Origin of the sequence: Actinophytocola algeriensis (assembly GCF_014203735.1) — a bacterium.
Taxonomy (GTDB): Bacteria; Actinomycetota; Actinomycetes; order Mycobacteriales; family Pseudonocardiaceae; genus Actinophytocola; species Actinophytocola algeriensis.
Window position 1 is genome coordinate 928328 of sequence record NZ_JACHJQ010000003.1, and the last position, 22575, is coordinate 950902.

General features: G+C 71.6%; 16 protein-coding genes. 14 read left to right on the top strand and 2 right to left on the bottom strand.

Going from position 1 to position 22575, the window contains the following annotated elements:
* The first annotated feature begins 35 nt into the window (after positions 1 to 35).
* The 6 genes from FHR82_RS16735 to FHR82_RS16760 all read left to right on the top strand — a co-directional run bounded on the left by FHR82_RS16735 (position 36) and on the right by FHR82_RS16760 (position 3603).
* Positions 36 to 731, top strand: coding sequence for a type II secretion system F family protein (locus FHR82_RS16735; protein WP_184811286.1), 696 nt, complete (start codon positions 36 to 38; stop codon positions 729 to 731).
* Complete coding sequence (locus FHR82_RS16740; RefSeq protein WP_184811287.1) at positions 728 to 1432, top strand: type II secretion system F family protein; 705 nt, start codon at positions 728 to 730, stop codon at positions 1430 to 1432. Before FHR82_RS16735 ends, FHR82_RS16740 begins: the two co-directional genes overlap by 4 nt.
* Before the next feature lie 26 nt (positions 1433 to 1458).
* Positions 1459 to 1638 carry a DUF4244 domain-containing protein gene (locus tag FHR82_RS16745; RefSeq protein WP_184811288.1) on the top strand — a complete coding sequence of 60 codons (180 nt, stop codon included), beginning with the start codon at positions 1459 to 1461 and terminating at the stop codon, positions 1636 to 1638.
* Positions 1639 to 1691: 53 nt separating this feature from the next.
* Entirely contained in the window at positions 1692 to 2000 is a 309-nt protein-coding gene (locus FHR82_RS16750; RefSeq protein ID WP_311771114.1) for a TadE family type IV pilus minor pilin, read from the top strand.
* 359 nt (positions 2001 to 2359) lie between these two features.
* A complete protein-coding gene (locus tag FHR82_RS16755; RefSeq protein ID WP_311771142.1) occupies positions 2360 to 2734 on the top strand; it encodes an Rv3654c family TadE-like protein in 375 nt (124 codons plus the stop codon).
* 239 nt (positions 2735 to 2973) lie between these two features.
* Positions 2974 to 3603 carry a bifunctional DNA primase/polymerase gene (locus tag FHR82_RS16760; RefSeq protein ID WP_184811290.1) on the top strand — a complete coding sequence of 210 codons (630 nt, stop codon included), beginning with the start codon at positions 2974 to 2976 and terminating at the stop codon, positions 3601 to 3603.
* A gap of 575 nt (positions 3604 to 4178) precedes the next feature.
* Here FHR82_RS16760 and FHR82_RS16765 read toward each other — a convergent pair.
* Entirely contained in the window at positions 4179 to 6497 is a 2319-nt protein-coding gene (locus FHR82_RS16765) for a DNA 3'-5' helicase SftH (protein WP_311771115.1), read from the bottom strand.
* Positions 6498 to 6788: 291 nt separating this feature from the next.
* Here FHR82_RS16765 and FHR82_RS16770 point away from each other — a divergent pair, with 291 nt between their 5' ends.
* From FHR82_RS16770 to FHR82_RS16805, 8 genes are all read left to right on the top strand, one after another.
* A complete protein-coding gene (locus FHR82_RS16770) occupies positions 6789 to 9095 on the top strand; it encodes a sodium-translocating pyrophosphatase (RefSeq protein ID WP_184811292.1) in 2307 nt (768 codons plus the stop codon).
* A gap of 72 nt (positions 9096 to 9167) precedes the next feature.
* Positions 9168 to 11354, top strand: coding sequence for a hypothetical protein (locus FHR82_RS16775; protein ID WP_184811293.1), 2187 nt, complete (start codon positions 9168 to 9170; stop codon positions 11352 to 11354).
* A 42-nt stretch (positions 11355 to 11396) separates the two neighbouring features.
* Complete coding sequence (locus tag FHR82_RS16780; RefSeq protein WP_184811294.1) at positions 11397 to 11996, top strand: hypothetical protein; 600 nt, start codon at positions 11397 to 11399, stop codon at positions 11994 to 11996.
* Positions 11997 to 12193: 197 nt separating this feature from the next.
* Entirely contained in the window at positions 12194 to 14983 is a 2790-nt protein-coding gene (gene topA, locus FHR82_RS16785; RefSeq protein WP_184811295.1) for a type I DNA topoisomerase, read from the top strand.
* A gap of 42 nt (positions 14984 to 15025) precedes the next feature.
* Positions 15026 to 16234, top strand: coding sequence for a hypothetical protein (locus FHR82_RS16790; protein ID WP_184811296.1), 1209 nt, complete (start codon positions 15026 to 15028; stop codon positions 16232 to 16234).
* Between the two features lie 53 nt (positions 16235 to 16287).
* On the top strand, positions 16288 to 16818 hold the full coding sequence (locus FHR82_RS16795) for a hypothetical protein (protein WP_184811297.1): 531 nt from the start codon (positions 16288 to 16290) through the stop codon (positions 16816 to 16818).
* A 106-nt stretch (positions 16819 to 16924) separates the two neighbouring features.
* Positions 16925 to 19036, top strand: a complete 2112-nt coding sequence (locus FHR82_RS16800) for a bifunctional MFS transporter/dTMP kinase (protein ID WP_376706418.1) — start codon at positions 16925 to 16927, stop codon at positions 19034 to 19036.
* Positions 19037 to 19064: 28 nt separating this feature from the next.
* Positions 19065 to 20261, top strand: coding sequence for a DNA polymerase III subunit delta' (locus FHR82_RS16805; RefSeq protein WP_311771116.1), 1197 nt, complete (start codon positions 19065 to 19067; stop codon positions 20259 to 20261).
* Positions 20262 to 20483: 222 nt separating this feature from the next.
* Here the strand turns inward: FHR82_RS16805 and FHR82_RS16810 are convergent, their stop codons facing one another.
* Positions 20484 to 22520, bottom strand: coding sequence for an ICP22 family protein (locus FHR82_RS16810; protein ID WP_225944035.1), 2037 nt, complete (start codon positions 22518 to 22520; stop codon positions 20484 to 20486).
* Positions 22521 to 22575: the final 55 nt, after the last annotated feature.

Below are 22575 nucleotides of genomic sequence, written 5' to 3' on the forward strand. Positions count from 1 at the left end.
TGCGCGTCCTCACAGGTCAACAGCGTCGCAAGCGCATGCGCACACCGCGTCCCTCAGGGGTGACGCTCATCGTCGCGGCGGTGGTGGCGGGCTGGTTGGCGGCCGGACCCGGCGGTGCGGTGGCGGCCGGTCTCCTCGCGGCGACAGCACGACGCCAACTCCGTGCCCGCACCGAGAACCGGGAATCCCTCGCCGCCGTCGACGGACTCGCGGAAGCACTGCGCACCCTCGTCGCGGGCCTGCGGTCAGGGGCCCATCCGGCGGCAGCCGCCGAAGCCGCCGCCGAGGACGCCCAGCCGCAGACGGTCGACACGATGCGTGCGATGGCCGCCGCGGCCCGGCTGGACGGCGACATGGCGACGGCACTGGCAGGTGCCCGGACCCCGGCGCTGGCGACCGCGCTCGCCAGGATCGCGAAGGCGTGGCAGCTCGCCCAACGGCACGGCCTGCCACTGGCGGACGTCCTCGACGCGGTCCGCGGGGACCTCGAACAACGCACCAGGTTCGCCAGGCAGGTGCTGGCACGCATGACCGGGCCGAAGTCGAGTGCCGCGGCGTTGTCCCTGCTCCCGGTACTCGGCATCGGGCTGGGGGAGGCCGTCGGCGCGAGCCCGCTGCGGATGCTCACCGGCACCGGTCCGGGACAGGTGCTGCTGCTGGCCGGCGTGACCCTGTTGTGCGCGGGCGTCATCTGGTCGGGCCGCATCACGAGTCAGGTGGCGCTCCGATGAACACCCACAGCGTCGCGCTCGTGCTGCTGGCGGCGGCGGTGCAGCTCACCTCGCGGTCGGACGTCGCGAGGCTGCGGCTCGCATGGCTGACCGGCCGGACCGCTCATCGCCCGTGGACGCGGCTCACACCGGCGAAGCCACCTCCGCACCTCTCGGCCGCGGGCGCTGGTGTCCTGGCGGCGGTCGTGGCGGGTCCGCTGCCAGGTCTCGCGGTCGCGGTGGCCGTCTGGTGGTTCCTCCGCCGCGCGAGACGGCCGCCCAAGGCCGACCCGATGACGGTCGCCGCCACGTGGGACCTGCTGGCCGCGTGCCTGCGGGCAGGACTGCCGGTCCCGACCGCGATCACAGTGGTGGCGGGCGAGCTGCCCGCGGAACCGGCACGGGCGCTGCGCTCCTCGGCGGAGCTCCTGGCGCTGGGCGCCGACCCGGCAACAGCCTGGGAGCCCGCCACGAGCTGCCCGGAGACCGCGCCACTGGCACGCGGCGCCCGGCGGGCGGCCCAGTCCGGCGCAGCACTGGCCGACCTGGTCACCGACCTGGCCGCCGCGGTGCGGGCAGCGGCGGCCGACAACGCGGAGGCGACAGCCCAGCGGGCAGGTGTCCTGATCACCGCTCCGCTCGGACTGTGCTTCCTGCCCGCGTTCGTCTGTCTCGGCGTGGCGCCGGTGATCGCCGGCCTCGCCGAACGGATCTCCCTGTGAACACCCACATAGAAAGAAGGAAACCCATGTTCCCCCGACCCCGATACGTCTTCCTCGACGACCGCGGCATGTCGACGGTGGAGTACTCGCTGGGCCTGCTGGTCGCGGCAGCGTTCGCGATGATCCTCTTCGGCATCGTCCAGAGCGGCTCCGTGGAGGACGGTCTCACCGGCCTGATCGACCGAGCGCTCAACTTCACCGGCTGATGCCCGCCCACCGTCGACCGAGACGAAGGCCAGGAGACGGCGGCGGCGTCACGGTGGAGGCCGCGATAGGTCTCGCGGCGTTCGCGGTGTTCCTGACATTCGCACTGGGCGGCGCGGCAGCGGCCGTGGACCACGTGCGCTGCGTCGACGCGGCACGAGAAGCGGCCCGCCTGACCGCCAGAGGCGAACAGGACCAGGCCAGAACCGCGGCGAAACGCATAGCCCCCGAGAACGCGGAGGTAACGATCACCATGACCGGCGAACACATAGAGGTACAGGTCAGCGCGACACCGGCAAGCGGACTGCTGCCCGGCCTCCACTTACAGGCGGAAGCGTTCGCGGTCCGCGAGCCGGACGGATGAGCCACCACCTCCGGCGCCCACACCGCGGAAGGCGCCTGGCCCGCCTGCTGAGCAGAGTCACTCAGCGGCTACTGCCCACCAGGCAGGCGGGCCAGGCCCGCGGCCGGCGGACCGGCTCCGCCGCACCTGCGCCGCCCGAAGCCACGGAGAAGCACCCGACGACTACCGCTGTGCCCAGCCCTGGTGCGGCACCTGCGCCCACGACGAGCGCGGGCGGTGAGCCCGCGGTGCGCGAGGCGTCGCCCTCCCGGCCCAACGGTGACGATCCTCATGGTGACCATCCTTATCAGGAAGCGGTCCTCGTCGAGCCGAGGCGAATGGTTCGCATCCTCTGTCGGTTGGTGCCGCGGCGGCTTCCGGTGGGCCGTCCGTCGTGGGCGGGGCGCGACGAGCGGTCTGCGGATCGTGGAGCGGCAACAGTCTGGGTGGTCGGCGGGATCGCGGTCGTCATGGCCGTCATGGCCGCGGTGTACTGGTACGGCGGCGCCGTGGTGGCTCGACATCAGGCGGAAGGGGCCGCTGACCTGGGCGCCTTGGCCGCGGCGGGCACGGCGGTCGACGGTGAGCAGGCAGCATGCGCCGAGGCGCGGTGGGTGGTCGAGCGGATGGGGGCGGTGCTGCGGTCCTGCCGTCTGTCCGGTTGGGACGCGCTCGTCGAGGCCGATGTGGGCTACGCACCGTTCGGTTCAGCGGCAGCACGGGCACGTGCCGGACCGGTCGAGCTCAACCGCTGAGACAAGTTCAACGGTCGTCCGCGCACGGTAAGCGGCATTACCAGGCCGCGGAGAGTGGTCTGGACCGCCGATGAACGAGTCCGCGGAGTTCAGTCCCTCGTCAGACGCCGTTCGTTTCACCGTGCGTGGACGACCAGTTGTCGACTGCAAGTTTGTTCTGCCGTCGCCGTGCCGTTAAGTAATCCGTAGGGCACCCGCCGCACCGGGCGCCCAGAAACAAGGAGAGGCAAGAGCTCGTCATGTTGGACATGGATACGTCAGATAGCTGGCGCAGGGCCTTCCGCGTCGAACTTCGTGCGCAGGCCGTCGGCCTCGCGTGGCGCGGATGGCCGGTGCTGCCAGGCACCTATCTGGCGGGCTCGCAGTGGGCGGGTCGCGAAGGCGTCGAGAGCATCGGGCCCGTGCCGGTGCACGCCGACTGGCAGGAGCGCATCGGCACCAAGCCGGAGCAGGTCGCGACGTGGTGGACCGGCCGGCCCTACAGCGTGCTGCTGGCCACCGGCGTGACGCTCGACGCGATCGAGGTGCCCGGTCACCTCGGCCGAGGCGCGGCCCGTGTGCTGCGCGCGGTCGGGCTGCCGGTGCCGATCATCGCGACGCCGGACGACCGCTGGACCTTCCTGGTCCGCACCGGGCAGAAGCTTGCCCGGCCACTTGTCGAGCAGGGCGATGTCGTGCTGCACGCGGCGGGCAGCTTCGTGCCGCTGCCGCCGACGCCCGTTCAGCACGGTGTCGTGCACTGGCGCGTCCGTCCCGAGGTCTGCGGCTGGCAGATGCCCGAGCCGAGCCTCGTGCAGGACGCGCTGATGGACGCGATCACCGACGCGGCGACCTACGCTCGCGGCGGTCGTCTCGTCGCCGCGGACTGACCAAGTCCGCAGCCGGGGTCCGATCCCCCGAAAGCCACGCCGGAACGCACCCATCCGGCACACCAGCGGTGGCATTGCGCATCCGCGCGGCACCACCGCAACCAACCCGCCCCGACTCGGCGCTGCTCCCGCACCTTCAGCGGCCGAACGGGACGGGCAGCATGCCGGGCGCTCGCTGGAGGAGCTAGGTCTCCCGCGTCGCGACCGACACCAGGGATATGGCGGTACCCGCACCGCCGTCGGCGAACACCTGGCCCGAGGGTGACCGACACCTCGTGGAGGAAACTGCCTCCCCGTACCTCCATGAGGTGGACGGAAACCCTGCCGACATCCCGAAAAGTCGCGCGACGACCCGAGCGGTAGAGGCCGCTCCTCGCGCGCCCGGCTAACTCAGAGCGCCGGGGCTGGCATTGGCCGCCCCGGCGTTCTGTCACGTGTGGACTGTCCCACATGGACGCATGCGCGGCGCGCATGGTGGACACGTGTTGACAGCGTGGAGCTTGGGGCTGCGGCATGCCGGAACGCTGGTTCGCGGAGCGGGCCACGGCGCGGGGTCGTGACGTGGTCGGGGATCCTCAGGAGGCCTTGGATTCCGGAGTGGATGCTGTGATCGCGTCCAGGACCGTCGTCAGCACGCGGATCGCGCCTTCCTTGTGCAGGGGTTCGTTTCCGTTGCCGCACTTGGGGGACTGCACGCACGACGGGCAGCCCGACGGGCACTCGCACGCCTCGATCGCGTCCCTTGTCGCTGTCAGCCACGGGATCAGTGCCGCGTGGGCGCGGTCGGCGAAGCCTGCGCCGCCTGGGTGTCCGTCGTGGACGAAGACCGTGGGGTCGCCCGTGTCGGGGTGCAGGGCTGTGGACACGCCGCCGATGTCCCAGCGGTCGCACGTCGCGAACAGGGGCAGCAGGCCGATCGCCGCGTGCTCCGCCGCGTGCAGGGCGCCGGGGATCTCGTGTTTGGTCAGGCCCGCTGCTGCCAGCAGGTCGTCGGTCAGGGTGTACCAGACGGCTCTGGTGTTCAGCGTCTGTTCCGGCAGGTCCAGCGGGATCTGGTCCAGCACCTGGCCCGACGGGAGTTTGCGCAGGTACGCCACCACGTGCGAGGTCACCGCCACCTCGCCCAGGTTGACAGTCACGTCACCGTGCCGGGTTTGTTCTTCCGTCGACAGCACCGTGATGTCGATCTGTTCCCTCGGCGACGTGGACCACTCCGGGTCCTCCCGGTGCACCATCGCCAAGCCGGTTTCCAGGTCCAGGTCGTCCACCACGTAGGACGTGCCCTGGTGCAGGTACACCGCTCCCGAGTGGACGGTCGTGAACGCGGCACCCGGGTCGACCGTGCCCAGCATCCGGCCCGAGTCCGCTTCCACCACCGCCACCTGCTCACCGCCGGAGCCGCGGATGTCCACCGACGCGTGGGGGCGTTCGCGGGACGTCCAGAACCAGCCCGTCGGACGTTTGCGCAGGATGCCGTCCGCGGTCAGGTCCTCCACGACCCGCTTCGCCACCGGACCGCCGAAAGCGGCCAGGCACTTCTCCGTCAGCGGCAGCTCCATCGCCGCGCAGGCCAGCTGCGGGGCCAGCACGTACGGGTTGGTGGGGTCGATGACCGTCGCTTCCACCGGCTTGTCCAGCATCGCCGACGGGTTGTGCACCAGATAGGTGTCCAGCGGGTTGTCCTGCGCCACGAACACCACCAGCGCGCTGTCACCCGCCCGGCCTGCGCGGCCCGCCTGCTGCCAGAACGACGCCAGCGTGCCCGGGTAGCCGGCCACCACCACCGCGTCCAGCCCCGCGATGTCGACACCGAGCTCCAGCGCGTTCGTGCTGGCCACACCTAGCAGCGTGCCGTCGGCCAGCGACTTCTCCAGTGCCCGCCGCTCCTCCGGCAGGAAGCCCGCGCGGTACGCGGCCACCCGTTTGGGCAGCGACGGGTCCACCTCCGACAGTGCGTGCCGGGCCGACAGGGCGGTCAGCTCCGCGCCCCGGCGGGATCGGACGAAGGCGAGCGTGCGGGCACCCTCCACCACCAGGTCCGTCATGATCCGCGCCGTCTCCGCGCCGGCCGACCGGCGGACCGGCGCACCGTTCTCCCCGGCCAGTTCGGGCAGGAGCGGCGGCTCCCACAGCGCCACCGTGCGCGCGCCCCGTGGTGACGCGTCCTCCGTGACCGCCACGCACGGGACCCCGGAGAGCCTCGACGCGGACGTCGCCGGGTCGGAGACCGTTGCCGACGCCAGCACGAACACCGGGTCGGCGCCGTACTTCGCCGCCACCCGCCGCAGCCTGCGCAGCAACAACGCGACGTGCGACCCGAACACGCCCCGGTAGCCGTGGCACTCGTCGACGACCACGTACTTCAGCCGCCGGAAGAACGACGCCCACCGCGCGTGGGCGGGCAGGATCCCGCGGTGCAGCATGTCCGGGTTCGTGAACACCCACCTGGCGTGTGCGCGCACCCAGTCGCGTTCCGGCAGGGCGGTGTCCCCGTCGAACGACGCCGGGCGGACCTCCTCGACCTCCAGCGCCCGCACCGCGCGGAGCTGGTCGGCGCCCAGCGCTTTCGTCGGCGACAGGTACAGCGCGGTCGCGCGGCGGTCGGTGGACAGGGCGCTCAGCACCGGCAGCTGGTAGGCGAGCGACTTGCCGGACGCGGTGCCGGTCGCGATCACCACGTGCCTGCCCTCGCGGGCGTGCGTCGCGGCCTCGACCTGGTGTGACCATGGCTGTTCGACACCACACCGGGCCAGGGAAACACGCAGGTCGGACGGCACCCACGGCGGCCATTCGGCGAACGTCGCGGGTCGTTCCGGCAGGTCCCGCGCGTGCCGCAGCGGGTTCTCGCCCTGCGGCACACCGGCCAGCACGCGGTCGAGCAGGAGGCGACTCACGGAGCTAGGGAAGCACACGGCACCGACAACGAATCGAACCTGTGCCGGATGGTCCGCTCCGTGCGCGCCGCGAAGGAATTGCGCTGAATTCTGTATCGATGCTCTTGATCGATCATGAATCCGGAGAATCCGCAGTTGGGAGGCCGCCTCGCGAAGGCGGTGAGTCCAACCAATAGACTCCGCCGACGTCCCATCAATAACCCCTGGTGGCGCACCCGTCTCTCCGGACGTTTGCGGCGGTCCTCGGCGATCGCGGAAACCGCGCCACATCGGGCAGACCCAGGAGGCCAGATGTCCTGGCAGTACCTAGCGGCGGAAGGCGGTCCAACGCTGACCGGCGGTGATCGCGGCATTGTCGTCGTGGTCGCCGTGATCGCTCTCGCCGCTCTCGCCGTCGGTTACGTGCTGCTGAAGGAGGTGCTGGCCGCCGGCCAGGGCACCACCAAGATGCAGGACATCGCCAAGGCGGTGCAGGAGGGTGCCGGCGCGTACCTGAAGCGGCAGCGGAACACGCTGACGATCTTCGGCGCGATCGTGTTCGTGCTCCTCTTCTTCCTCCCCGCGGACGGTTGGGGGGAACGTATCGGCAGGTCGCTGTTCTTCGTCATCGGCGCCGGGTTCTCCTTCGCCATCGGCTACCTCGGCATGTGGCTCGCCACGCAGGCGAACCTGCGTGTCGCCGCCGCGGCCCGCGAGCAGGGTGGTCGCGAGACCGCCATGCGCATCGCGTTCCGCACCGGTGGCGTGGTCGGCATGTCGACCGTCGGCCTCGGCCTGTTCGGTGCCGCGATCGTGGTGCTGGTCTACGCCGGTGACGCACCCAAGGTCCTCGAGGGCTTCGGCTTCGGCGCCGCGCTGATCGCGATGTTCATGCGTGTCGGCGGCGGCATCTTCACCAAGGCCGCCGACGTGGGCGCCGACCTGGTCGGCAAGGTCGAGCAGGGCATCCCCGAGGACGACCCGCGCAACGCCGCCACCATCGCCGACAACGTCGGTGACAACGTCGGTGACTGCGCGGGCATGGCCGCGGACCTGTTCGAGTCCTACGCCGTGACCCTGGTCGCCGCGCTGATCCTCGGTTCCACCGCGTTCGGCGCGCAGGGCCTGCTCTTCCCGCTGATCGTGCCCGCGCTGGGCATCATCACGGCGGTCATCGGCGTGTACATCACCCGCGCCAAGGCCGGTGAAAGTGGCCTGACCGCGATCAACCGCTCGTTCTACATCTCGGCGCTGATCTCGGCGATCCTGTGCACGGCGGCGGCGTTCATCTTCCTGCCGTCCTCGTTCTCCGAGCTGGACGGCCCGAGCGACCCGAGCATCGGTGGCAACCCGGCGGTCATCGCGACCGTCGCCGTGATCATCGGCATCGTGCTCGCCGGCATCATCCTGTGGCTGACCGGCTACTTCACCGGCACCGAGTACAAGCCGGTCAAGGACGTGGGCAAGTCGTCGCTGACCGGTGCCGCCACCGTGATCCTGTCCGGCATCTCGGTCGGTTTCGAGTCCGCGGTGTACACCGCTGTCGTGATCGGTGCCTCGGTCTACGGCGCGTTCCTGCTGTCCGGTTCGCTGTTCGTGGCGCTGTTCGCGGTCGCGCTGGCCGGTTGCGGTCTGCTCACCACCGTCGGCGTCATCGTCGCGATGGACACCTTCGGCCCGGTCTCCGACAACGCGCAGGGCATCGCCGAGATGTCCGGTGACGTCGACGGCGAGGGCGCGGCGATCCTGACCGAGCTCGACGCGGTCGGCAACACCACGAAGGCCATCACGAAGGGCATCGCGATCGCGACGGCGGTGCTCGCCGCGACCGCGCTGTTCGGCTCCTACCTGACCGCGATCACCGAGAAGGTGACCGAGATCGGGGTGGACCCGTCGGACATCGCGGCGTTCAGCCTGTCGATCGTCAGCCCGAACGTGCTGGTCGGCGTGATCCTCGGTGCGGCGGTCGTGTTCATGTTCTCGGGTCTCGCCGTCAACGCGGTGTCCCGTGCCGCGGGCGCGGTGGTGTACGAGGTGCGCCGCCAGTTCCACGAGAACCCCGGCATCATGGACGGCACGGTCCGCCCGGAGTACGGCCGCGTGGTGGACATCTGCACCCGCGACTCGCTGCGTGAGCTGGCCACCCCCGGTCTGCTCGCGGTGCTCGCCCCGATCGCCGTCGGCTTCGGCCTCGGCACCGGCCCGCTGGCCGGTTACCTGGCGGGCGCGATCGCGACCGGCACCCTGATGGCCGTGTTCCTGGCCAACTCGGGTGGTTCGTGGGACAACGCGAAGAAGCTGGTCGAGGACGGCAACCACGGCGGCAAGGGCTCCGACGCCCACGAGGCCACGATCATCGGCGACACCGTCGGCGACCCGTTCAAGGACACCGCGGGCCCGGCCATCAACCCGCTGATCAAGGTGATGAACCTGGTCTCGCTGCTGATCGCCCCGGCGATCGTGACGCTGTCGATCGGCGAGAGCGAGAACGGCGTGCTTCGTGCCGTGTTCGCGCTCGTCGCGATCCTGCTGATCGTCGGCGCGGTGTTCGTGTCGAAGCGGCGCGGTACCGCGATCGCGGAGAACCCGGCGGAGGCCGTCACCAACGGCGCTGCCTGATCTACCCTCTACGACTGGCCCGCTTCCGGCATGATCCGGAAGCGGGCCAGTCTTTTTGGGGGAAAGATGCCGATGCGCGTAGTCGTCGCGCTGGTCGCCGCGGTCGCCGCGGCGGGACTGTGGCTGCCGTGGTGGTCGGCGGACCACCCGACCTACCTCGTCTCCCTGGGGGAGATGACCGACCAGGGCACGGAGCGCCTGCGCGGCGTCGACGTCGCCGGTTCGTGGGCCGTCACGCTCGTCATCGGCGCCGCTGTGGCCGCTGTGGTGGCGGCGGTGGTCCCTGAGTTCCGTGCCAGGTGGTGGTTGATCGCGGCGGCGGGGATCGCGCAGGCGGCGGCCGCCGCCGTCGTGGTGGCGTCGTGGGGGCTCGACCTCGGGTCGGCGTCGACGCTGGTCGCCGGCCTGGTGGTCGCGGTCATCGCCGTGCGGGCGCTCGCCACGGCACTGCCGCGCAGGCTGAAGGCGACGCCCGCGGTGCTGCTCCTCGTCGCCGTACCCGCCGGTTTCGTGCCGGTCGACACGCTGGGCGACACCACCGGCCGCGACCCCTTCGAACGCCTCGCGAACGCGGGGCCGTCCCGGTTGCTGCCGGTCGACGACGGTGTCGGCCTGGCGGAGCGTGGTGCGGTCAGGACCGTGTCGGGTGTCCGGCCCGCCGTGCTTGCCCGGCTCGACGACGCACGGGCCGAGCCACTCGGCGTCGTGGCCGGACGCCTCGTCGTGTTCTCGCCCTACCGCGGCCCGGACGACGACGGCGGCGAGGTGTGGATCGCACGGCTCGGCGTCCCCGACGCGCAACGGGCCGTCGTCACCGGGGTGAACGCGGTCAGCGCGATGTCCGGGGCCGGCACGGTCCTCGTCGAGACCGGCGAGCCCCACCGGCAGACAGTGCACCGGCTCGACGTCACGCGGCTCCCGGACGGGGCGCGGATGCTCGCGGCCGAGCTGGCGGCCGTGCCACTGCCCACGTCGGGGCCCTTCGAGAACCACGAGCTGGGACCGCACCGGCTCCGGCTCCTCGACCAGCCGCGCGCAGGCAGGGTGGCGGTGACCGGCCCCCACACCAACGACGGCGAGCGCCTGGACGTCGCGGGCCCCGGCGACGGCGGCCGGCTCGCGGCCGGTGGCCTCGACCCGGCGTGCGGCCTCACCGCGAACGGACCCGACACGTTCCTCCCGGAGCTCGGCGCCGTGACCGCGGACGGCGCCGACGGCTGGTGGCTCGCCACCGAGGACCGGCTCCTGCACCTCGCCGCGGACGGTGAGCTGCGGGCCCTCCCGCCCCTCGACCTCGGGGTGCCGGAGTCCGCGCTGGTCGTCGACGGTGACCTGCACGTCGGCACCCGCGAAGGCGTCTGGCGGCTGGCGGACCCGCGGTCGCGGCTCGAGGCACTGCCGGAACCCGGCCGCGACTGCTTCCCCCGGCCCGAAGTGGGCGGACCCGCCCCGCTCACGCCGATCGCCGTGGCACCGCACACCCGAGATGTGCTGGACGTGACCGGGCGCCACGCCGAGCGCACGGTCAACGGCGCGATCGAGGTCGTCGCGGCCGACGGCGCACGGACACCGCTCGGTCCCCGCCAGGGCGAGGAGGACGGCCTGCTGGAGTTCGTGCCGGACGGTTCCGGCGGGCTGTGGTGGCTGGAGACCGTCGTGCCCGTGCCGGATGAGCCGCTGGCCCGGCAGCTCGTGCACGCGTCCGCCGCCGGCGTCGTGACCAGGCACGCACCGGTGGCGGGCGGCGGCGAGCGCAACAAACTCCACCCCGACCTGAGCGGTGGCGTGCCACTGGTGGGCCACTGTCCGCCGACGCGGTTCTCCGGCCGCGGCGACGCGGCGTCGATCCCGGCCCTCGAGAACCTGAAGGGGGAGAGCGGCTGCCTGTCCCCGGTGGTCGGCCGCGACGGGCGCGGCTGGGTCCTCGCACAGGGCGGCCTGTACTGGTTCGACCCGGCGCGGCTGGGACCGGCAACGCCGGTCGTCAACGCCGCGGGGAGCGACGACGTGCCGGTCGCCGTGGCACTCGCACACGGCGCCGATCCGGCGACCGTGCGGCTGCCGTACGCGACGCTGGCCTTCGACTCGGCGGGCGGGCTGCTCGTGCTGAGCGAGGACGTCCTGCTGGGCGTGACCGTCGAGGGCGCGGTCACCGTGCTCGCGCAGGACGGGCGGCTCCACGGCGGCAAGCTGAGCGCGGTCGAGGGCGGCGCGGTCGTCACGCTGCGCGATGGCACTCTGCACCGGCTCGGTTACTGATCACCCTTCCCGAGATCGAACGCGTGTTCTATCCTTGGCCGGGTGGCGCAGCTCTCGTTCTACTCCGCGGAGGCCAACCGGCCGCACGCCGGCGACCTCAGCGGCCTGCTGTGCTGCCAGGCCCAGATGTCCGAGTTCGCCAGGACGGCCGCACGCCTGACCCTCCGCGTGGACGAACCGTGGCGGGCGCGGCTGGTGGTGCGCGCACTGGCCGAACGGGGGATCGACGGCACGCACACGGTGACCGGGGAAGGCGAGCACGGGGTGCGCACCGCCTTCCGGTCCGACCTGCTGCGACTGGCTGAGGAGTGGACGAAGGAAGGCGAGAAGTTCGCCCCGAACGGACTGGCGCTCGACGGCGGTGCGTTACGTCTCTGGGTGCTCGCGGCCGGCACGTGGCTCGCGGGGAGTTACCTCCTCGGACTCGACCCCGAAGCGCCGAGGACCTATGACACGGTGAGAGGGGCGCTCGGTGCCGCGGGACTGCCCGCTACCCTGCACGCAGGCGGGGACGAGGGCCCGGGCCTGCGGATTTCGGGCCGGCGACGGCTGGGCAGGCTCGCCGAACTGGTCGGCAGGCCACCGTCCGTGACGGCCGAGAACCACTGGCCCGCGGTATCCAGGGTGCGCCAGAGCGCCTGAGCGTGCTACCCAGGTAACGGTTTGTGCCTTTCGGCCGACGGAGTCTGATGGTTCGCTCCGCAAGCCGCACGCGGTGCCGGATGTTCGCTCCGCAAGCTGCACGAAGTGTGCCGCGAGGCACCTGGGGGTAGGTATCACGGTGTGCAACGTGCACACTAGCGAGCTGAGAACGAGCACGGACTAGAGAGCGGGACGGCGTGGCAGGTTCTAACGGGACGAAGAAGAGCGGGTCGGCGGGGGCCGAGCCGCGGCGGCTGGTGATCGTCGAGTCGCCGGCCAAGGCGCGGAAGATCGCTTCCTACCTCGGCCGGAACTTCGTCGTGGAATCCTCTCGCGGACACATCCGCGACCTGCCCCGCAAGGCGGCCGAGGTGCCCGCGAAGTACAAGGGCGAGTCGTGGTCGAACCTCGGCGTGAACGTCGACAACGGCTTCGAGCCGATCTACATCGTCACGCCGGACAAGAAGGCCACGGTCACGGAGCTGAAGGAAGCGCTGAAGACCGTCGACGAGCTCTACCTCGCGACAGACGGTGACCGCGAGGGCGAGGCCATCGCGTGGCACCTGCTCGAGGCGCTCAAGCCGAAGGTGCCGGTCAGCCGGATGGTCTTCCACGAGATCACCGAGTCGGCGATCCGCGCCGCCGCGCAGAACACCCGGCCGCTCGACCAGGACCTGGTGGACGCGCAGGAGACCCGCCGCATCCTCGACCGCCTGTACGGCTACGAGGTCAGCCCGGTCCTGTGGAAGAAGATCACCCGCGGTCTGTCCGCGGGCCGCGTGCAGTCGGTCGCGACCAGGATCGTCGTGGACCGCGAGCGGGAGCGGATGAAGTTCGTCTCCGCCTCGTACTGGGACATCTCCGCGAAGCTCGACGCCGGTGCGGAGGCCGAGCCGCGCAACTTCGGTGCGCGCCTGGTCTCCGTCGACGGCAACAAGCTCGCCACCGGCCGCGACTTCGGCCCGGACGGGCAGCTGAAGAACAAGGTGCTGCGCCTCGACGAGGCCGACGCCCGACGGCTCGCCGACGCGCTGACCGGCTCCGAGCTGCGGGTCTCCTCGGTCGAGGAGAAGCCGTACACCCGGCGGCCCTACCCGCCGTTCATGACGTCCACGCTGCAGCAGGAGGCCGGCCGCAAGCTGCGCTTCGGCTCCGACCGCACCATGCGGGTGGCGCAGCGGCTGTACGAGAACGGCTACATCACCTACATGCGTACCGACTCCACGACGCTGTCCGAGACGGCGATCGCGGCGGCCCGTGCGCAGGCCCGTGAGCTGTACGGCGACGCGTTCGTGTCGCCGCAGCCCCGCCAGTACACGCGCAAGGTCAAGAACGCGCAGGAGGCGCACGAGGCCATCCGCCCCGCTGGCGAGGTGTTCCGCACGCCGGGCCAGGTCGCCGGTGAGCTGGAGACCGACGAGTTCCGCCTGTACGAGCTGATCTGGCAGCGCACGGTCGCCTCCCAGATGGCCGACGCGCGCGGCACGACCATGAGCGTCCGCATCACCGGCACCGCCGGGTCCGGCGAGGAGTGCACGTTCGCCGCGTCCGGCCGCACTATCACGTTCCCCGGCTTCCTCCGCGCGTACGTCGAGACCGTGGACACCGAGGAGGGCGGCGAGGCCGACGACGCCGAGCGCAGGCTGCCGCAGCTGGTCAAGGACCAGGGCGTCACCGCGACCGAGCTGAACCCGGACGGCCACACCACGAGCCCGCCGCCGCGCTACACCGAGCCGAGCCTGGTCAAGGCCCTCGAGGAGCTGGGCATCGGCCGCCCGTCGACGTACGCGTCGATCATCAACACCATCCAGGACCGCGGCTACGTGTGGAAGAAGGGTTCCGCGCTCGTGCCGTCCTGGATCGCGTTCTCCGTGGTCGGGCTGCTGGAGCGGCACTTCGGCAGGCTCGTTGACTACGACTTCACGGCCGCGATGGAAGACGAGCTGGACCGCATCGCCGCCGGTGAGCAGCAGCGCACCACGTGGCTGTCCGGCTTCTACTTCGGTGGCGACGTGGGCCCGGAGGGCTCGGTCGGCCGCGACGGCGGGCTGAAGAAGCTGGTCGGCTCCGGCGTGGACACGATCGACGCCCGCGAGATCAACTCGATCCCGCTGTTCGACGACGACACCGGTCGCGCGGTCGTGGTCCGCGTCGGCCGCTACGGGCCCTACCTCGAGCGCGACGGCGACGGGCCGAACGGCGCGGAGAACCCGCAGCGCGCGAACCTGCCGGAGGACCTGCCGCCGGACGAGCTGAGCCTGGAGATCGCCGAGAAGCTGTTCTCGACGCCCGTCGAGGGCCGCACGCTCGGCACGGACCCGGTGACCGGCCACGAGATCGTGGCCAAGGAAGGCCGCTTCGGCCCGTACGTCACCGAGATCCTGCCCGAGCCGGAGGACACCTCGGCCAAGGCGAAGAAGGCGGCGCCGAAGCCGCGCACCGGCTCGTTGTTCAAGGCGATGTCCATCGAGTCGATCACGCTCGAGGACGCGCTCAAGTTGCTGTCGCTGCCCAGGGTGGTCGGGAACGACCCGGTGAGCGGCGAGGAGATCACCGCGCAGAACGGCCGCTACGGCCCGTACCTCAAGAAGGGCACGGACTCCCGGTCGCTCGCCAACGAGGACGAGCTGTTCACGGTCACCATCGAGGACGCGCTGAAGCTGTACGCCGAGCCGAAGCGCCGCGGTCGCCAGGCCGCCGCGTCCGCGCCGCCGCTCAAGGAGCTCGGCAACGACCCGGTGTCCGGCAAGCCGATGGTGGTCAAGGACGGCCGGTTCGGCCCGTACGTCACCGACGGCGAGTACAACGCGTCGCTGCGCAAGTCCGACAGCGTCGAGACGCTGACCGACGAGCGGGCGGCAGAACTGCTGGCGGAGAAGCGCGCGAAGGGCCCGGCGCCCAAGCGCACGACCCGCAAGGCCGGCACGACCAAGGCGCCTGCGAAGAAGGCCCCGGCGAAGAAGGCACCTGCCAAGTCGAAGTCGTAGTTGGATACCGTTCCCCGTCACGAACGGGTGAGGGGGAACGGCATGACCGACGTGGCGGTGTCCGACGGGTTCGACCGGCCGGCGGTCGAGGCGTGGTTCCGGTGGCGGGGGCTGCCGCTCGTGGTGCGCCGCGACGAACGCGGGTCACGCCTGCTGCAGCGCGCGGTGCCCGCGCTCGTCTTCGTGATGGTCCTCGACCCGCTGATCACGGCCGTCACCTGGCTGCTGGACGTGCCGGCGGCCGAGCTGGAACGGCGGATGGCCAACACCGCCTACGTGTTCGTGCTGCTCGCGGTCATCGTCACCGCGCTGGTCGTGCCGCTCCTCGCGGGCTGGGGTTCGTCGCGGTGGATGCGGGCGCTGTCGCGGCGCGGCCGGTGGGTGCTCGCCAGGTTCGTGTTGCTGCTCAACGTGGTCGTGCTGCCGCTCGTCGAGTGGTGGGCCGGGCTGCGGACGGGGTTGTGGCAGTCGCTCGCGATCAACATCGGCGTGACGTTGGTCATGCTCTTCGCCGTCTGGGTCGGGGCGGGCTCGATCCTCGCGTGGGGGCTGCGCAAGGCCGTCGCCGAGCTGGGCACGGTCGGCCGGATGGCGACGAAAGCGTTGCCGCTGCTGGTGTTGGTCGTCATCTTCGCGTTCTTCTCGACCGAGATGTGGCAGATCGCCGACGGCCTGCCGCGCTGGCGGTTGTGGCTGGTGGTGGCGTTGTTCGCGGTGCTGGCGGTCCTGTTCATGGCCGCGCGGCTCGACGAGGAACTCCGCGCGATGATCGACAAGGTGGCGGGGGACCGGCTCGGCGACCTGGCCGACATGTTGCGGAAGACACCGCTCGCGGGTGCCGTCGACGGCCCGCCGATCGCGCCGCTTCCCCTGGGTCGCAGGGAGCGGGCGAACATCACACTGGTGCTGTTCGTCGCGCAGCTGCTGCAGATCCTCGTGCTCAGCGTCCTGGTGTTCTGCCTGCTCATCGCGTTGGGCGCGCTCGCCATCAACGGCCCGGTGATCGACGCGTGGCTCGGTGACGGCTTCTCGAAGATCCAGGGCACGCTGTTCGGGGTCGCGCTGCCGCTGCCGCGCGCGCTCGTGCACGTGTCGCTGTTCCTCGCCGCGTTCTCCGGCCTGTACTTCGCCGCGACCGCCGCCACCGACCAGCACTACCGGGACTCGTTCTTCGAACCGCTCTTGGCTGACGTTCGAGTTTCCCTTGCGGCACGTCAGGTTTATCTCGCCCGGCGCGGAGAAGACTCCTAGTCTGGTAGTTGGATGCGGTACGTCACCGACAGGTAGCGCAGGGAGTGGACGACATGGCGAGCTGGAATCACGACGGCACCCAGGACCCCGGGCCGCCGCCGCTCATGTCAGACCCGCTGTCCGGCCTGGTGACCGGCGGGAAGTACGACGCGGAGGCCGTCCGGGTGCGGGTGGTCGAGCCCTCGATGCCCGACATCGAGCACGTGCGCGAGGCGATGGCCTCGGTGCTCGACGAGGACTCCGAGCTGATGATGGCGATGCCCGCGACGCCGGTGAACGAGCAGCCGGAGCGGGACCTCGGCGCCAACGACCCGGACGCCGGTGACGGCGGCGAGAACGTCGGTCCCGCCGCGGCGGCCCCGGCCCCCGCCCCGGCACCTGCGCCGCCGACGCCGCCCGCCGGTATCCCCGTGCTGCCCGCCGGGCGCATCCCGCTTCAGCGCGGGGCACCGCCCCGGCCGCTGCGGCGCGGGTCGTTCTCGCCGGGGTTCGCGGCCGTCGGGCTGCTACTGCTGGTGATCGGAGTGCTCGTCATCGTGATGCTGGCGAACCTGATCGACACGATCTCGTCTTTGTTCAGCTGAACCCTCAGCACTCTCAGCTTGGCCGCGTTACCTTACCCGCGCGGCCGACTGGGCGGCCGTACGCGCATCCCGGTTACCCTGGACGCGCGAGCGGGTTGGAGATGGGGTGGCTGGCATCATCGGGGGCGCGAGCACGGAACCGGACGGTGGCGCCAGGTCGCCGGCCGAGTCGAACGCTTCCATCACACACCGTGCGCGGAGTGTGCTCGCCATCAGGGGCTTTCGCAGACTCTGGGGCGTCACCTACCTGTGTAGCATCGGTGACTGGCTGTCACTGCTTGCGCTGACCAGCCTGGTCACCAAGATGACCGACGGTTACTCGGCGGCGAGCTTCGCGTTCGCCGGGGTCGTCCTCACCCAGCTGCTGCCCGGGCTGCTGTTCGCGCCGCTCGGCGGGCTGTTCGCGGACCGGTTCGACCGCCGCAAGGTCATGGTGGTCTGCGACGTGCTGCGCTGCGCGCTGTTCGTGTCGATCGCGCTCGTGGGCACGCCGCTGTGGCTGTTCGTGGCGAACTTCCTCATCGGCTGCTGCTCGATGATGTGGATCCCGTCCAAGGACGCGGCGGTGCCGAACCTGCTGCGCCGCTCCGACCAGGTCGAGACCGCGGCGCAGCTCGGGTTGGTCATGACCTACGGCATCGCCGCCATCACCGGCGCCGGCCTGTACGCGATCATCACCGGCATCACCACGAACCTCAACCTCCAGCCGGACCCAGAGGGCCTCGGCATGGCGAAGATCATCGTGGTGGTCGTCGGGGCGCTGTACCTCACCAGCGCGCTCCTCATCGCGACCCGCATCCCCGAGCTGTCCAGCCGCGACACCCCGCTCGCCGAGGCGCGCAAGGCGGAGAAGAAGGCCGCGGAGGAGTCGGGCGAGAAGCTGGGCTTCGGCGCGATGGTCCGCGACGCCGGCCGGTTCGTGCGCACCACACCGCTCGTCCGCGGCCTGCTCATCGGCATGGTCGGCGCGTTCGCCGCGGCCGGTGCGCTGATCGGGTCGGCGAACCTGTACGCGAGCAGCCTCCGCGGTGGCGCTTCGACGTTCGGCCTGCTGATGGTGGCCATGTTCATCGGTCTCGCCACCGGCATGGCCGGGGCACCGAAACTCGCGCGGCGGCTGCCGCACAACCGGCTGTTCGGCATCGCGATCGTGCTGGCGGGCGTCACGCTGGTACTGGTGGCGCTGTCGCCGCACCTGTTCGTCTCGCTGATCACCGTGATGATCGTCGGTGCGTGCGCGGGCGCGGCGTTCCTGACCGGCGTGACGATCATCGGCACGCAGATCGAGGACGCGATCCGCGGCCGCATCAACGCGATCTACCAGGCGCTGATGAAGGTCATCCTGGCCGGCGCGCTGGCGCTGACCCCGCTGCTCGTCGGCCTGGTGCAGCCGCACAAGGTCATCGTGTGGGGCCGCGAGATGACCATCGACGGCACCCGCCCGGTGCTGCTGGGTGCCGGGCTGATCGCCGCGCTGGTCGGCGTGATCGCGTACCGCCAGATGGACGACCGCCGCACCGAGCCGATCCTCGCCGACCTGCTGAACGCGATCCGCGGCAAGCCGCGCCGGTCGACCGGCCTGCTGGTCGCGGTGGAGGCCGACATCGCGAGCGACACCTCGACCCAGGCGCGCCTGCTCGCCGACTGGCTGAAGCGGCCGGGGGCCAAGGAGGTGCTGCTGGCCACCGACCCCGCGCTGGACGACCAGCGGCTGCGGGCGGTGCTGTCGGGTGCGCAGCTGACCGGCGCCAGGGCGCACGCGCTGGTGGCGGCGGCCGTGCGGGCGGACATCGTGGAACGCCAGATCCGGCCCGCGCTGGACCGCGGCGCGCTCGTCGTGATGGAACGGTTCGTCGACAGCCCGCTCGCGCACCTGTCCGCCGCGGCCGATCTCGACCCGGCCGAGCTGGAGGGCCTCGCCGACTGGGCGACGGCCCGGCTGCGCCCGGACGTCACGATCCTGCTGGACCGCGACCCGAGCACGCTCGACCCGACGCAGCGGCGGTCGTCGTCGACCGACCACTGGCAGGTGCAGAAGGTGCTGACCGAGATGGCCGCCGCGGACCCGGACCGGTACGTGGTGGTGGACGCCGACGGCACCCCGGAGCAGGTGGCGGTGCGGGTGCGGATCGCCGTGCAGACCGCGCTGGCCGGGCGCAGGCTCGGCAGCCTCGTGCCGAGCGATAGCCTCGCTCCGGTGGAGGTTCGGGCGACCTAGGTCCGGGCCACGTAACCGGAGGCGCGCTGTGGGCACCGTGTGGTCGCAGGTGGTCGGCCAGCCGGAGGCCGTCGAAGTGCTGACGGCGTCGGCGACCGTGGCGGCGAAGATCGTCGACGGCACGTTCGAAGGCGGCTCGACGTCGGCGGTCGCGCACGCGTGGCTGTTCACCGGCCCACCCGGTTCCGGCCGGTCCGTTGCGGCGAAAGCGTTCGCGGCGGCGCTGCAGTGCGAGACGGGCACGGGCTGCGGCTCGTGCGCCGGTTGCCGGACGGCGATGGCCGGGACCCACGCGGACGTCCACGTGGTCGTGCCGGAGGGCCTGTCGATCTCGGTGGCGGAGATGCGCTCGCTGGTGCAGATCGCCGCCCGCAGGCCGACCGGTGCCCGCTGGCAGGTGGTGATCATCACGGACGCGGACCGCCTCACGGAGGGCGCCGCGAACGCGCTGCTCAAGGCGGTGGAGGAGCCACCGGAGCGGACCGTCTTCCTGCTGGCCGCCCCGTCGGACCACCCGGAGGACGTGCCGGTGACGATCCGGTCGCGCTGCCGCCACCTCGGCCTGCGCACCCCGTCGTCCGCCGCCATCGCGGAGGTCCTGCAGACCCGCGACGGCATCTCGCCGGACATGGCGCGGTGGGCGGCGTCGGTGTGCGGCGGCCACGTCGGCCGCGCCCGCCGCCTGGCCACGGACGAATCGGCCCGCACCCGCCGCGAGTCGGTGCTGCGGATCCCGCTGAACCTGCGCCGCCTGGCGGATGTCTTCGACTGCGCGGACGTCCTGGTGAAGGCGGCCGAGGCGGACGCGAGCGAGGTCAGCGGCACCCGCGACGAGGCGGAGAAGGAAGCCCTGAAGACCGCGATGGGCCACGGCGGCACCGGCAAGGGCACGGCGAGCGCGACCCGCGGCAGCGCGGCGGCCATCAAGGAGCTGGAGCGCAGGCAGAAAAGCCGGGCGACCAGGACCCAGCGCGACGCCATCGACCTGGCCCTGGTCGATCTGGCGGCGTTCTACCGCGACGTGCTGGTGGTGTCGTCGGGCAGCGACGCGACCCTGAACCACCCGGACCGTGAACGCGACGCACGCCAGGCCGCGGCCACGTGGACACCGGACTCGACGCTGAAGCGCCTGGAGGCCGTCCTCGCGTGCCGCGAGGCGATGGAGCTGAACGTGAAACCGAGGATCGCCATCGAGGCGATGCTGACCGCGATGCACTTCGGCTGAGTTGTCCACAGGCACGTGGCTACTCGATCGTGAAGTAGGCGCGGAGCACCCACTGATCAGCAGGTAAACCGCGACAGCGGCAGGTGGACGGGGCCTGTGGACAACCCCGCCACCTGTGGACAACTCGCGATCATCCGACCGCCGGTGTCGTACCCGTGCCGTAGCGTGGTTCGAGGGGGCCGGAGGCCAAGCCGGCCCCGTCCGGGGCCGGCTCAGCCGGGCTCACTTGCCGGTCTCACCGTCCGGAGACTGGTCCTTCACCTCGGCTTCCGCAGACTCCGCCTGCACTGACTCCGTGTGCACTGACTCCGCCGACTCGGCGTTGCCGGCTTCGGCATCCGCCGACTCCGCGTCCGCCGTTGCCACGTCGGCCGACTCCACGTCGGCGCGCTCGGCCTCGACGGGTTCCGCCTCGGTCGGCTCCGCATGGCCGGACTCAGCTTCGGCGGGTTCCGCCTCGGTCGGCTCCGCGTCGCCGGGCTCGGCTTCGGCTTCGGCAGGTTCCGCCTTCGCCGACTCTGCTTCGCCGGTCTCGGCGGCCTCCGCGTCCGTCGACTCTGCGTCCCCGGCCTCGGCGGAGTCCGCAGACTCCCTGCCGGTCGCTCCGGTCCCGGTGTCCCGCACCTGTTCCGCCGAACCGGCGTCCGGGTCCGTCGCACCTGGGCCACCCTGCGCGAGTCGCGGCGAGCGCAGCGTCGGCAACGCCGCCACCAGCACCACGCCGATCAGCAACATGGCCGTCCCGGCCCAGAACATCGGGATCGTCTTGTAGGCCATCGTCGTGTACGCCAGCTCCATCGGCGCCCGCCCCTGCGGCTTCGGCGTCGGCGGCGGCGTGGGCTGCTCGGACGTCCGGCACACCACCCCACCCGTCGGCGCGTACGCACGCGCGACCTGCTCACCCAGCGCGACCTGCGCCAGCGCCGACGGCAGGTTCGGCAGCCCGAGCGCCTGCGTCGGCAGCACCTGCACGTCGAGCATCCGCGCCGTCGCCCCGAGCTGGAACCCGGTGAACGGCGACGTCATCGGCGTGCCGCGTTGGTCGAGCTGCGCGACCCCCAGCCGGATGACACCCAGGTCGAGGCGCTGCAACGCCTGCGTCACCTGCTGCCCGTTGGCCAGCAGGTCACCGATGATCGGCAACGACGGCGCGCCCGGCGCGAGCGGGATGCCGACCGGGATGTCGAACTTCGGGTTCGCCGCGTCGAGCTGCCCGATCACCTTGCCGCCCTGCTCGACCGCGAGCACCGGCGCCGTGTACGTCACCGTCGACGTCTTCTCGTCGCCGGTCGACGTGACTTGCAGCGTCGGCTGGCTGACCACGCGGATCGTGATCTCGAACGGCGTACCGGCCAGCAGCTTCAGCGCGGCGACCTGCATCGTCGACGTCGACTGCACCGCCTTGTTCGCCGAGCCGGGGATGTCCACCAGCCGCACCACCGACCGCGCGGACAACGTGTTCGGCAGGCTGACGAGCGAACCGGCGCCGTCCGCCGAGGGCTTCGCGCCGCCGGACAGCGCGCCGCCCAGGGTGGAGAGCGGGCCCGCGAGCTTCTTGAGGCCGTCGATCACGGCCTTGTCGGCGTTCGCGTCGAGTTTGGGGGCGTCGAACACACCGGTCAGGTCCGGGGTCGACGGCAGCGTGGGGATCGCGTTGAGCAGCGACAGGCTGGCGATCTCGGTGGTGGCGTCGGCGATCGTCCCGACGCACGGGCCCACGGTGTCGCTCCACCTGGCGTGCACCTGCCCCTGGAGAGCACCGGCGCGGATGAGCGTGTCGAGCGGCGTCGACGGGAGCGTCAGCCCGTTGTGGATGGGCTGCGGGTTGTCGGGCGACGCGGTCTGCGACAGCGCGCCGGGCGCCTGCGGGCTGCCGCCCTGGATGGCGAGCCCACCGGGCGCGGCCTGCGCGACCGACCGTTCGAACGACAGGTACGCCTCGGAGTTGACCTGCGCGGTCGCGAGCCCGAACCCGAGCTCGGCGGCCGACTGCTTGGGCAGCTTGTCCTCCATGCCGGGCACGATCGCCTTGGTGGGCGTCGAGTTCGGCAGGATCCGCACGATGCCGAGCCCGGTCCCGGCATCACCCACCGCACGCCCCGGCGGCACCGGCCCGACCGGCGACGACATCCCCGGCGACTCCGGGTCCGTCGGCGTGGGGATCGGCGTGGTGGGCTGAGCAGCGGCAGGCGCGGCGACCAGGCCAAGGACCAGCGCCGCCAGCCCCGCCGCCGTCGCGAGTTGCGACCCTCCGCGCATCGGCATCCTCCTCGACTCCCGACCAGTCCCCCGACCAGCACCTATGTAACGACGG

Coding starts and splice junctions, on each gene's coding strand:
- FHR82_RS16735 (WP_184811286.1), top strand. CDS start 36: ATGCGCACACCGCGTCCCTCAGGGGTGACGCTCATCGTCGCGGCGGTG.
- FHR82_RS16740 (WP_184811287.1), top strand. CDS start 728: ATGAACACCCACAGCGTCGCGCTCGTGCTGCTGGCGGCGGCGGTGCAG.
- FHR82_RS16745 (WP_184811288.1), top strand. CDS start 1,459: ATGTTCCCCCGACCCCGATACGTCTTCCTCGACGACCGCGGCATGTCG.
- FHR82_RS16760 (WP_184811290.1), top strand. CDS start 2,974: ATGTTGGACATGGATACGTCAGATAGCTGGCGCAGGGCCTTCCGCGTC.
- FHR82_RS16770 (WP_184811292.1), top strand. CDS start 6,789: ATGTCCTGGCAGTACCTAGCGGCGGAAGGCGGTCCAACGCTGACCGGC.
- FHR82_RS16775 (WP_184811293.1), top strand. CDS start 9,168: ATGCGCGTAGTCGTCGCGCTGGTCGCCGCGGTCGCCGCGGCGGGACTG.
- FHR82_RS16790 (WP_184811296.1), top strand. CDS start 15,026: ATGACCGACGTGGCGGTGTCCGACGGGTTCGACCGGCCGGCGGTCGAG.
- FHR82_RS16795 (WP_184811297.1), top strand. CDS start 16,288: ATGGCGAGCTGGAATCACGACGGCACCCAGGACCCCGGGCCGCCGCCG.
- FHR82_RS16810 (WP_225944035.1), bottom strand. CDS start 22,520: ATGCGCGGAGGGTCGCAACTCGCGACGGCGGCGGGGCTGGCGGCGCTG.